At 47.3% G+C, this 12,157-nt stretch carries 11 protein-coding genes and 1 pseudogene; 1 reads left to right on the forward strand and 11 read right to left on the reverse strand.

What is annotated here, in order from left to right; genetic code table 11:
* The first annotated feature begins 16 nt into the window (after window positions 1-16).
* Complete coding sequence (locus AC0VX7_RS23175; protein ID WP_475426108.1) at window positions 17-343, forward strand: YflT domain-containing protein; 327 nt, start codon at window positions 17-19, stop codon at window positions 341-343.
* Between the two features lie 96 nt (window positions 344-439).
* On the opposite strand, the gene AC0VX7_RS23180 is transcribed toward AC0VX7_RS23175, so the two are convergent.
* The 11 genes and pseudogenes from AC0VX7_RS23180 to AC0VX7_RS23230 form a co-directional block, all read right to left on the reverse strand.
* On the reverse strand, window positions 440-1,459 hold the full coding sequence (locus tag AC0VX7_RS23180; protein ID WP_475426109.1) for a thiazole biosynthesis adenylyltransferase ThiF: 1,020 nt from the start codon (window positions 1,457-1,459) through the stop codon (window positions 440-442).
* A 299-nt stretch (window positions 1,460-1,758) separates the two neighbouring features.
* The gene (gene moaD, locus AC0VX7_RS23185) at window positions 1,759-1,992 is read right to left on the reverse strand and encodes a molybdopterin converting factor subunit 1 (RefSeq protein WP_215032293.1); all 234 of its coding nucleotides are present in this window, start codon (window positions 1,990-1,992) and stop codon (window positions 1,759-1,761) included.
* On the reverse strand, window positions 1,985-2,449 hold the full coding sequence (locus AC0VX7_RS23190; RefSeq protein WP_041966328.1) for a molybdenum cofactor biosynthesis protein MoaE: 465 nt from the start codon (window positions 2,447-2,449) through the stop codon (window positions 1,985-1,987). The genes moaD and AC0VX7_RS23190 overlap by 8 nt, the downstream gene beginning before the upstream one ends.
* Before the next feature lie 474 nt (window positions 2,450-2,923).
* Window positions 2,924-4,843 carry a molybdopterin biosynthesis protein gene (locus AC0VX7_RS23195; protein WP_475426110.1) on the reverse strand — a complete coding sequence of 640 codons (1,920 nt, stop codon included), beginning with the start codon at window positions 4,841-4,843 and terminating at the stop codon, window positions 2,924-2,926.
* A gap of 13 nt (window positions 4,844-4,856) precedes the next feature.
* Window positions 4,857-6,089, reverse strand: coding sequence for a molybdopterin molybdotransferase MoeA (locus AC0VX7_RS23200; RefSeq protein ID WP_475426111.1), 1,233 nt, complete (start codon window positions 6,087-6,089; stop codon window positions 4,857-4,859).
* A gap of 31 nt (window positions 6,090-6,120) precedes the next feature.
* Entirely contained in the window at window positions 6,121-6,720 is a 600-nt protein-coding gene (mobA, locus tag AC0VX7_RS23205) for a molybdenum cofactor guanylyltransferase (RefSeq protein ID WP_475426112.1), read from the reverse strand.
* Between the two features lie 16 nt (window positions 6,721-6,736).
* Window positions 6,737-7,546, reverse strand: a complete 810-nt coding sequence (locus AC0VX7_RS23210; RefSeq protein WP_475426113.1) for a formate dehydrogenase accessory protein FdhE — start codon at window positions 7,544-7,546, stop codon at window positions 6,737-6,739.
* 86 nt (window positions 7,547-7,632) lie between these two features.
* The gene (locus AC0VX7_RS23215; RefSeq protein ID WP_041966323.1) at window positions 7,633-8,340 is read right to left on the reverse strand and encodes a formate dehydrogenase subunit gamma; all 708 of its coding nucleotides are present in this window, start codon (window positions 8,338-8,340) and stop codon (window positions 7,633-7,635) included.
* On the reverse strand, window positions 8,333-9,160 hold the full coding sequence (locus AC0VX7_RS23220; protein WP_475426114.1) for a 4Fe-4S dicluster domain-containing protein: 828 nt from the start codon (window positions 9,158-9,160) through the stop codon (window positions 8,333-8,335). The genes AC0VX7_RS23215 and AC0VX7_RS23220 overlap by 8 nt, the downstream gene beginning before the upstream one ends.
* A pseudogene (fdnG, locus tag AC0VX7_RS23225) lies at window positions 9,160-11,559 on the reverse strand (formate dehydrogenase-N subunit alpha); the annotation flags it as partial. The pseudogene fdnG and the gene AC0VX7_RS23220, both read right to left, overlap by 1 nt.
* A gap of 12 nt (window positions 11,560-11,571) precedes the next feature.
* Window positions 11,572-12,144 (reverse strand): twin-arginine translocation signal domain-containing protein, encoded by a 573-nt coding sequence (locus AC0VX7_RS23230; protein ID WP_475426115.1) that lies wholly within the window; start codon window positions 12,142-12,144, stop codon window positions 11,572-11,574.
* Between the last annotated feature and the right edge of the window lie 13 nt (window positions 12,145-12,157).

Here is a 12,157-nt window from a genome sequence, read left to right on the forward strand (position 1 = left end):
CAAGGAGGAAGATACTATGTTGAAAGTAGAAGTTGTTGAAAACGGAGTACAAGCTACAGATAAGATCAACTCTTTTGAAGCTGCAGGCTTTGGTAAAGAAAACATTTATATATTCGCACATGATGAGAAGCGCAGTGAGGACTTGACTAAGGCTACTGAAACAGGCGACATGGGATTCAAGGAGCAAGGCTTCTTTGATTCCATCGGAAATATGTTCAAATCCCGCGGAGACGAGCTTCGCAATAAGTTTGAATCCCTTGGCCTTTCAAAGCAAGAGGCTGAGAAGTATGAAATGGAACTGGATAAAGGCCGTCTTGTGCTAGTCGCATCTGACGAAAAGTAATCCACTTTGAATGCACAGTCATAACCGATCCAAAGAGGTCGTTTATATAGAAACCCCCTGCTGATTTGGCAGGGGGTTTGCGTGTGTATAAAATATTTACCCGAAAAACCTCTGATAAATGCTTCGTGCCTGGGCCAGATCCTTCGTTCCATGAATAAGTGCACGACCATCCTGGAAAATAACCATCCTGTTGTCAACCATGTCAACGGATACTAGATATGGATTCCCTTTAACCTGATAGCCTAAATCCCTCATTTTTTCAGCCGTTTCCTGCAAGTTAAGCTGTTGCTGTTTTGGGGGCCTGATTTGAACAGTATCACGTCCGCATAGGACGGTAGTCTTAGTCATGTTCTCAACGTCTAAATAAGGGTATTCAGGATGTTCACCACAGCTTAGGCATCCAGGATCCTTTGCCTTGGACATTTTCATGCTACTGTACTGGTTTCGCCATAAATCAAAGCTGACGAATGAAGTCCGCACCGCATCCCAGTCTTCCACGAGGATTTTCAGTGCTTCCGCTCCCTGATGGGCAATGACCATCTGCACAGCAGGACCGATAATGCCTCCAGTATCACAAGTCATCCCCTGAAGCGGAACTGTTTTTAGCAGACAGTTTAGACATGGCGTTTGACCAGGAATGATCGAAAAACTCATCCCAAAGCTGCCTACACATGCACCGTAGATCCATGGAATCTTGTTTTTCTGTGAAATATCGTTAATAGCCATCCGTGTTTCAAAGTTATCCGTTGCATCAATGATGAGGTCGACTCCATCGACTAGCTGTGCCAATTTTTCAGGAGTAGCGTCAGCGATATGGGCACTGATTTCAACATCAGAGTTAATCGCTCGGAGCCTTTTTTCTGCTGCAGCGGCCTTCGGAAGCTTCTCAGCAACATCATCCTCTGTATACAATTGCTGTCGCTGCAAATTACTCGCTTCAACATAATCACGGTCCACAATCGTCAGTCGGCCAACACCAGCCCTGACCAAAAGTTCAGCATTGCCTGAGCCAAGTGCTCCGGCACCAATCATCAGTACATGCTTGCTGCGGATTTTCTCCTGACCGGTCTTGCCTATTGGAGGAAACAGCGTCTGGCGTGAATATCTTTCTGACATGGGTTTACCCTCCTTGTAAGAAAAGCGCAAGCGCCTTGGTCAGACCCGACAAGCGCTGCCCGCCTATAACGCCACTTCGTGTGGCTGGCGGGTCTGGCACATCCTGTGCTTCAGAGGGCCTGGCAGTGAAGTCGTTCTTTGACTTCATTGACAGGACCGAAGCGTCTCGAGGGGCTAGGCGCTGGAGCTAGACACTAATCAGAGTTTAAAACTTCACTTAGAAAATAAGAAAAGCGCAAACGCCCTGATCCATCGACCATCAAGTCAACGGAACGGGCGCCGCAATCTTCTATGACGGATCAACCGCCAGATACAGGCGGAATGAAGGCGATTGTATCTCCTTCTTTAATGACTTCATCATTGGATGAAAATTCTTCATTGATCGCTGTCATTGAAGTATCGAGCTTTTGAACGCCATACTTTTCAGCAACCATTTCTTTTAACTGGGCAACTGTTTTACCAGCTGCTTCGATTTCGACTGATTCATGGCCTGCTTCGTCTCGTAGATGGGCAAAAAATAAAATTTTATTCATTGAGATCCTTCTCCTCCGGTTTCCCTGTCGGATATGGGACAGTTTCTAGTTGATTGCCGATCCATTCCTGGCCGTCTTCCCAATGCTCTTTTTTCCAGATTGGGACGATTTCCTTGATGCGCTCGATTGCATAGCGATTTGCTTCATATGCATCGTTGCGGTGTGGCGTGGATACAGCAATCACCACGGCGATATCCGTGATGTCAAGTTTGCCGACGCGGTGTGTAATCGCAACCTCAGCACCATTCCAGCGCTCCTGGATTTCCGTGCCGATTTGCTCCAGCTTTTTCACCGCCATCGGTTCGTATGCTTCATATATAAGGTAAAGAGTTTTTTTGCCTTTTGTCAATTCACGGACAGTGCCAATGAAAGTTGTGATTGCCCCCGCTTCACGCTGGACCACTTTATCAATGACGGATTGAACGTTGATTGGATCTTTCGCTATTTCATAATTCATCAATATCACCTCAATAAACTGATCCGGATCAGAATTTAATTTTTGGCTCTGTTGAACTAGGCTGTTGATTTTCGTTCCAGGCGCTTCGCTTTCCGCGGGGAAGAATTAAGAAAAAGCCCAACTGCCGGCTTTTTCAAAAATCAAATTCTTCCTTGCAGTCGGGGAGCCTCCTCGGCGCTTTATGCGCCTGCGGGGTCTCCCCATGACTTGCTCATCCCGCAGGACTTTGATTGAACTTCCTCGAGCATGCCCACGCACGATGGAAATGCGTTAGCATTTTCGGAGGAGTCTACGCGCCTTCCACTACAATCAACAGGGCTTTAAAACAACATTGGGGTTTAACAGAGCCTAATTTTTATGGACACTTTCCTCGGTTTCTCTCTCCGGTTTGTCCGTTAGAGCCTTTCCATTGAAAAGTTCAACCACTCTTTACCTGGTTTCGTCCTTAATGGTATCTCCAAAGTCATGAATATCTTAAAAATAAACCGGCTCTGGGTTCTCGACGACGGCGTAGCCGCCAATTTTGGCTACTTCTGCTTTGAACGCATCAGATTGAATCACGGTTCTTAACCAGATACCCTTTTCGCTTTCGAAAAATGCCTTTGTCATCAGTAAATCGTAGTTTTCATCCGAGACTGGGATGAAGTCGAGTGACATTGCGCGAGCGGCCGGGAAGATTCCGAGGCCTGCTGCGTTGTCATTCCCTTTCACTTCCGCTGCGACGCTCAAATGTGAGAACATCTCACGGTCATAGCCGTTCACATCGTCAGCTGACAAACCTGCTTCTTTTAACAATAAATCGAATAATATACGAGTGCCGGCGCCCTTTTGCCTGTTGGCGTAATCTGCACCCTTTTCGGCAATGTCACTGACGCTCTCAATACCAAGTGGATTGCCTTTTGGAAGCATCCAGCCCTGGGTTCTTTTTAAAAATGGATATAGGACTGCGTCTTGCCCTGCAAGGAATTTCTTTACGTAGGTAACATTATATTCCTTTGTCTCCGGGTCTAGCAAATGAATGCCCGCTACATGGGCTTCCCCTTTTCTGATTGCCATTAAACCGGCCATGCTGCCAACATGGGAAGAAACAATTTTCATGTCGGTCCGCTGCCTTTTGAGCTGGGATGACAGCAGATCAATCGTCAGATCATGGCTGCCGCTGAAGACGATTGCGTTCTTGATCTCTTCGACAGGCCTGTATAGCTCGACCTCGACGATGTCTCCTTGTTCGTATCCCAGTTCTTCCGGCGGTACGACGAGCAGACCATCTGCACGTACAAGTGACATGGTGACGCCCGCCGCGCGTGTCAGCGGATTGGCGACAAATTGTCCATCCACATAGCCGATATTCATTCGGACAAAGTCCTCCGCTCCCATTGTGGAGACGATCCTGCGGCCAAGCTTTACCTCGAGCTTTGGCCTTTCTGGTTCTGGTATTCCTAGATATTTACAAACGAGCGGTCTTACAAACCACTCCATTGCCATGTACGCGGAAACTGGATAGCCCGGTACACCGACGACTACCTTATCTTTGATTTTCCCAAGGATAACTGGCTTACCTGGCCTTGTTGCGACACCATGGGTAAAAACAGTGCCAAGTTCCTCAAGAATATGAACTGTATAATCCTTTGAACCAGCTGATGACCCGGCATTGATAACGACAATATCAGATGTTTCCACGGCTCCCAGCAGTGCTTCCCTGATTTTTTCCGGCTCATCCTTCACGATTGGATGCAGATATGGCTGTCCGCCCCAATCTTCAACATAGTTGCTAAAAACCGTTCCATTGAATTCAATGATCCTGCCCGATGACAGTGAAGAATCCGCGCTGACTAGTTCATTTCCGGTCGGAATGATGGTCACAAGCGGCTTTTTGACGACAGCCACCTCTGTAACCTGCGCCGCAAGGAGTGCCCCGAGGTCAGCTGGACGCAATTGGTGTCCCTGTGTGAACAGCATTTCCTCCTGGACGATATCCTCGCCAATAGGGCGGATATGCTGCCAAGGTGTTGCCGGCTCGATGATTTCGATTGTCTCATCATCAATGACCTGGATGTTCTCCACCATAATCACCGCATTATATTGAGGTGGGATCGCATTCCCGGTATCAACGTATTCGAACTGCTCACCCATTTTCAAATGAAGCGGGCGCTGTTCATGTGCTTCATAAGTATCCTCAGCGTTCACGGCAATCCCGTCCATCGCGGATGCATGATAAAAAGGCATTGAAACATTGGCGAAGACAGGTTCAGCAGTAATTCGGCCCAGGGCGCCGGCAGCCGGGATCCACTCTTTTTCCTGAGGCAGGTCGAACGCGGCCAGCACTTCATTCCTGGCTTGTGCCCTCGGCTTGTCTTCAAGATAAATTTTTCTGTTATAGCGTATTTTATCCATGATGCGGCTCCCCCTATCTCGTCAAAATTACTGGGACGTATTCGCCTTGTGAAATTCCTTCTTTTTCGGAAACAATCTCGACGATTCCATCGCTTTTTACCAAAGTCGTAATTAGGCCTGACTTGCCAATGATCGGCTCGGCCCACCATTCTCCATCCTTCTCCTCAAGTCTTACCCTGATATAATCGGATCTTCCTGGAGAGGATGCAATATTTTTCACAATCCGGGCAAAAATTCGTTCAGGCTTATGCTCTATTTTTTCACCCTTCAGCCTTCTGAAAACTCGTTCGCCAAACAGCTTGAAGATGATCATCGCCGATGCTGGATGACCCGGCAGTCCAATGACCGGCTTTCCGTCTGCGACAGCGAGGATGGTCGGCTTCCCGGGCTTGATGGAAATTCCATGGACAAAGACGCCTGGATCTCCAAGTGATTGGATGACCTCAGTTGTATAGTCCTTCGTGCCGACTGAACTTCCCCCTGATAAAATCAAGCAGTCAGCCTGTTGATACAATTCGCGTGCTCTTTGGGCGAATTCCTGGTAATCATCGCGGGTGATTCCGCCGTATATAATTTCGATATCCCACTCATTGACCAATCCCTTGACGGTCAAATAATTGATATCGCGGATTTGGCCTGTTTCCAGTGTTTTCGTTTCAAAAGGAACAATTTCGTCCCCTGAAGAAAGGTATGCAGCCTTCAGCTTTCGGTAGACTTTAACCTCGGAAACACCAAGTGCCGCCAGTGCTCCAAGCTCCTGTGGCCGCAATCTTGTCCCTTCGGATAATAGGACTTCTCCTGCCTTGATGTCTTCACCTTTTCTGATGACATTCTCGCCTGGTGCGATTTGCTTGTACGTATTCAACAGCCCGCCGATTTCCTCGCAATGCTCGATCATCAGCACGCTGTCACTGCCTGGTGGCAGCATTCCGCCTGTCGGTACGTATATTGCCTCGCCTCTGCCCACTGGCTTGATCGCTTCTTCTCCCATATGGACCTCGCCGGCAACATTCAGGAAGCCTGGCATCGATTCAGATGAACCGTATGTGTCACGGGCGATGACGGCATAGCCATCGACGGTCGACCGGTCAAAACCAGGTACATTCTCACCTGCAGTGACATCCTCTGCCAGGATGTAGTGAAGCGACTCATCAAGAGGACGGATTTCAGTATCCGTGATCTTGCCGATTTTCTCGTCAATTAACGCAAAGGTCTCCTCAACCGTTTTCACTTTGAAAAATTGCATGCTGACTTACATCCTTTCTAGCACCTGAAAACTATTCTCCGGATTCCGCCCATTTCTTTGCATCTTCATATTCCTCAGGATGGTTCATATTGAAAAACACCCGATCAAGGCTGCCCTCGAAATAGAGCTGAAGATCTGCCTCTTCGAGAAAGCGGACATTCAGCTTTTCAAGCATATGCTTGATTCTCAAATTTCCGTCTTCAATGCATTCCTTAGCTTCTCTTGCTACCCGTTTTTGATATGCCGCAAAAAGCGGATGCTGTCTGCCTTCACTGACCGGTACGACTGCATCGTGGTGTTTAAGCGCTTTTACAAGGCTTGAAGCTAGCTCTGAGGATACAAATGGCATGTCACAGGCTACGACGAAATTTTCCTCATAGTCTGATGCCTCGAGTCCCGCATGGATTCCCGCGAGCGGACCAGAACCCGGATACTGGTCTGTTACCATTTTAATATTTAAAAACTGATAGGTTTCAGGATCATTCGTTACTAGAATTATATCATCAAATACGTGCTGTAACTCATCCTTAATTCTCTCAATATTCGTTTTTTCGTGAAATTTCAGGAGAGCCTTGTTCGTTCCCATCCTGCTAGATTTGCCGCCTGATAAAATAATCGCTCCGGCTTTCATCCCACAGCACCTTCTTTTAGTTTGTCTGTTTTGTTTCGCCAGCGGATTTGTATCCATGCTCCTGGGCAACAAAGTCCAGGTGAATGGTGTTCAGATCAAGTATAGCTGGTGTTGGCTTAACAATATATTGTCTTGTATCAATTACTTTCGTATATCCTTTGCATTCTTCACAAATCTGGATTTGTGCCGCCGATTCGCCTTCGATTGTCAGGATCTTCACTGTTTCGTGGTCGTTATTTCCGCAGTGTGAGCAGGCTACGCGCCGGTCATTCCAGTGAGCTGAACAACGCGGGCAGTGCAGGACCTTTTTGCCTTCTCCTTCAAGCTGCGCCAGGCGTACTGGTTCTCCGCATACAGGGCAGCCGGCACCGTGCACGCCGTGATGAATTTCATCCTGAACCTTTGCCGCGGTCAGCTGCAGGTATGGACGAAGAACTGTCTCTGCCACGAATTGAGGAATCCAGCCATCCAGATCATTTTCCTCAGCGAAACTAGCAAAATAAATATAGTTGAAAGCAAATGCTTCATCAATCCATCTCTTTGCTGTCTCTTCATCCAATAGATTTTTTACAGATTCCATCGACGTTTCAATCTCTGGTTGATACTTCGATAAAAGCCCCCCTATATCCTCTATCCACTGTAAGAATAGGGAAATATCAAAGTCAATAGCCGCTAAAGCAGTGACAGGCACTCCCGCCTCCATTGCCGCTTTATCAAGGTTTGGCCGGACACAGTCAGGATCCAGGGAAGTCTTCCATTGCTCCTGCAACTCTATGATATCCTTCTGCAATTTCTGATACTCTTTTGAGACAACGGACTTTTTCATTGCTGTAGCCCCTCTTTCATTCTAATATTCTAAATTTTGAAGGGAATGGAGCCCGGTCAGGGCAGCCATTCCCTCTATTAATGGTTTTACGCGCCTTTTTTCTTGTTCTTGTCTTTATCAAGGTCAGGGAAGTTGCCCTTCTTGACTTCTTCTTCATACCATTCTGTATAGTGATCCTTTGCCCACTCTGCTGGAACCTCACCCGTGATGACACCAGTGTATCCTGGTCTTGAGTTTTTGTGGATGACGCTCAGGTAGATATGGCCGACCACTACTGCAATCGCCAGGCCGAAGCCGACGTTATGAGCTACATACGCCCACTGGACAACTGCTTTCGGGAACAGGTCAGGGAACCACATTGGGAAGCCCGAGCCGATGATCAGGATCGCAGTCAGGATCTGGATGATCGAGTTAATTTTTTCACCCGCGTTGAAGAATGTTTGTTTTACATGCTTGAACTTAAAGCCAAATAGTTCTTTGACGAACTCAGTGAAAAACTGTATATCTCTTTTCTTCCAAGTAACAAGCTCTTTTCCCCAGCGCAGGAAGCCCTTAGGGTCCATGATCAGCCAGATGAACGTCGGCGTAATGAAGGCAATCGCGAAAATCCTGTGGAGCAGGCGCGCTCCTTCTGGTCCGCCCATTACTGGATAAAGCCAGTCAAACCACTCTGTATACATTGGCAAGGCCGTGATATACAGCGCAAAGAATGAAATGGCGTTCACAGCATGTGCAATTACAAAGCCTTTCGAGAATCGCTTTACCTTCACACCTGAATACTGCGTATTACTCATGGCTGCCACCTCCATCCTCTTCATGGCCTTTTCCTTCTTTATTGAATAGCTTGTTGGACACGAATGCACCTACAAGCGCCATGCTTGTTGCTCCAAGCATCATCTTGCCGATTGGCTGTGCGTAGTCCTTCCAGACCACAGCTGACGTTGGAACTTTTGGTTTTTCAGGCAGTCCATAGACAGATGGTTTTTCAGCAAGTACGTAAATCGTATGCGTACCGCCAACTCCTTCTGGGTTGTAAATCATTGCGTTAGGATACTTATCCTTGATTTCGCTCAGGCGCTTTTCAGCCTTCTTGAGCATTTCTTCTTGTGTGCCAAATTCCATAGCGTCTGTGTGGCAAGTCGTTACACAAGCAGGCTGCATGCCTTCTTCAAGACGATCCACGCACATTGTGCATTTCTGTGCCTTCTTGTACTCCTTGCCGTTCTTGTCTTTATATGTTGCCAACTGAACAACATCAAATGGACAGTTCTGAACGCAGTAGCCGCAGCCTACGCATTTATCACTATCAACATTTACAGTTCCGAAGTCAGTATAGTGCATAGCATCTTCAGGACAAACCTTTACGCAAGCCGCATCCGTGCAATGGAAACAGGAGGAATGGCGGAAAAGGTAATCCAGATTGCCTTTAGAATCTTCGTGTTCAATAAATGACAGCACGTTCCATGTGTTCGCTGTCACATTTGCATGTGACTGGACACTGCCCTGGAACTCTTCCGGCTCAGCCGGAAGGTCGTTCCAGTTTTTGCAGGCGACCATACATGCGCGGCAGCCGTCACACTTTGTTACATCGACGTATTTAATATATTCCGCCATTAGTCAGCCCTCCTTATATCACAGAGGAATGCCTTATATTCAGGGATTGTCGTGTTTGCATCCCCAATATGAGGTGTTAAGCGGTTTGCTGTATCCCCTGTTGCGTATCCTTTATAGCCAAAGTGCCAAGGCATGCCGACCTGATGGACCTTCTTGCCGTTCATCATGTGAGGCTTAAATCGTTTTGTCACCATTGCATAGGCTTTGATATCGCCACGGGCAGAGCTGACAATGATCTTATCTTTGTTCTTGATGCCTTTTTCCTTTGCGAGCTCTTCACTCATTTCAATATACATATGGCCTGCCAGTTCAGATAGCCATTCCTGGTTACGTGTCATCGAACCGGACTGCCAGTGCTCAGATACCCTGTAAGTAGTACCGACGATCGGATACTTCTTGCTGTCGCCCTTCAGGTTGAATTCTCCTTCGATGATGACAACTGCAGGGTTGATTTCCTGGCTTGAGAAAGTGTTTTTCACTGGGCTTTCAAACGGCTCGTAGTGTTCAGGGAACGGTCCGTCATTCAGTGTTGGTGCGTAGACTCCTGCGACTCCGCCGTTGATCATGATGAAAGGATTCGTTCCGCCTGGATCAGCTGGTGCAACAGTTGGCTTGAAGTCAGGAATGTCATTTCCAGTCCATTTCTTCTGGCTTTCATCCCACCAGATGACCGCTTTTTTGTCGCTCCATGGCTTTCCGCTTGGATCAGCAGAAGCGCGGTTGTAAAGGATTCGGCGGTTTGCTGGCCATGCATATGCCCAGTTCAGGAAGTTGCCGCCGCCAGTGTCCTTATTGTCACGGTTTTTAGAGCGGTTCTTGCCTTCTTCTGGGTAGAAGCCTGAATAAATCCAGTTTCCAGAGCTTGTAGTACCGTCATCCTTAAGGTCGCCAAAGCCTTTCAAAAGCTGGCCTGTCGTCAGGTCATAGCCATTGATTTCCTTAGCCACAAGGTCGATATCAGGATGGTGTCCTTCTCCATAGTTCCAATACAGTGCATTGATTTGCTTAGCTGCAGCAGAACTTTCATTCTTATAAAGGCCTTTGATATTCTTCACCAGCATATGGATGATTTCCAAATCTGCCAGAGATTCTCCTTTTGGATCAATCGCCTTCCAGCGGTACTGCATCCAGCGGGAAGAGTTGGACACGCTGCCCTCTTTCTCATAGGAGCTTGCTGCCGGCAGAAGGAATACTTCTGTGTCGATCTTGGATGGGTCACTGCCAGCTTCCTCTTGCCAGAAAGCAGATGTTTCGGTTTCCCATAGGTCAACGGCAACCAGCCATTTAAGTTTGGATAGCGCTTCTTTTTCCTTGCCTGCATTCGGGCCTCCGACTACAGGGTTGGTTCCAAATAAGAACGCCCCTTCCAGTTCACCTTTATACATAGCGTTGAACAGATTGATATGGGAGTAGTTCTTGTTTCCTTTTGGAAGGTACTGATATCCAAATTCATTCGCTTTAGTAGCATTCGGGCCGTACCAGGCCTTCAGCATGCTGACAAGGAACTTCGGCTTGTTGCTCCAGTATCCGCCAGAAGGTGTTTCCTTAGTGTTGTAACCTTCTAAAGTTGCATGCTCAGGGATGGCAGTCGGCGCTCCAACATACCCTGGAAGCAGGTGATAAAGTAAAGCAAAGTCAGTGGAACCCTGAACATTGGACTCCCCGCGCATCGCGTTGATTCCGCCGCCAGGCAAGCCGATATTTCCAAGCAGCAACTGGATGATTCCAAAGGCACGGACGTTTTGTGTTCCAACAGTATGCTGAGTAGTACCCATTGCATACATGATTGTTCCGGATTTCCCTATTTTGCTTGTTGAACAGAAAGTCTCACAGACCTTCAGGTAATCTTCTTTAGGTGTTCCGGTTACTGCAATAACTGAGTCAACATCATAGCGTGAAAAATGCTTTCTCATCAATTGGAATACAGAACGCGGATGTGTAAGGGTTTTATCCTTTTTCGGATTGCCCTCTTCATCTGTTTCAAAAGCCCATTTCGTTTTATCATACTTGCGGGTTGCTTCATCATACCCGCTGAATAAACCATCATTAAACTCAAAATCTTTCTTTACAATGAAAGATGCATTTGTATATTCAGCAACATACTCTCTGTGGATCAAGTTATTCTCTAATGCATAGTTGATCATTCCGCCCATGAAAGCAATATCTGTTCCTGAGCGAAGCGAAGCATAGACGTCAGCCTTTGACGATGTCCTCGTGAAACGAGGGTCGACAGAGACAATTTTGCCGCCTTTTTCTTTCGCTTTAGTCAACCATCTAAAAGAGATTGGATGATTCTCGGCAGGATTTCCGCCCATGATCAATGCACAATCGGTATTTTGCAGATCGCTCCAATGGTTTGTCATTGCTCCACGCCCTACTGTAGGTGCCAGACCGGCAACCGTAGAACTGTGTCATATTCGTGCCTGGTGTTCGAGATAGACGACGCCAAGCCCTCTCATCATTTTCGCAAGCAGATATGTCTCTTCATTATCAAGAGCTGCCCCGCCTAAGCTCGCAATGGCTTCGGTTTTATTGACAAACATTCCATTTTCCTTTTCAACGAATGATTTGTCGCGTGTTTCCTTTGTGCGTTTTGCAATTGTTTCATACATCCAGTCCCAGCTTTTCTCTTCCCATTTCTTGCTGCCAGGAGCACGATACAATGGCTTCGTTAAGCGCTTTTCGGATGTGAAAACTTGTCTGATGGTCGTACCTTTACTGCAAAGTGTACCTTCGTTAACTGGGCTATCCGGATCCCCTTCCGTATAAACCACAGTATTGTCTTTTGTGTGTACCAAAATGCCGCATCCTACACCGCAAAATGCGCAAATGGTTGGTGTTACAGTAGCTTTGGCAATCTTGAGTTCTTTTGTTTGTGCGTGGACCTCTTTTTCGTTAAAGCCCAACTCGACAACCGCCAGGGTCGCCGCAGTGGCACCTGACAGCTTCAAGAACTGCCGGCGATTCAGGTTGATTTCAACCATCTCTCTCTCTCCT

The organism is Mesobacillus sp. QJM3NY_10 (assembly GCF_056173465.1).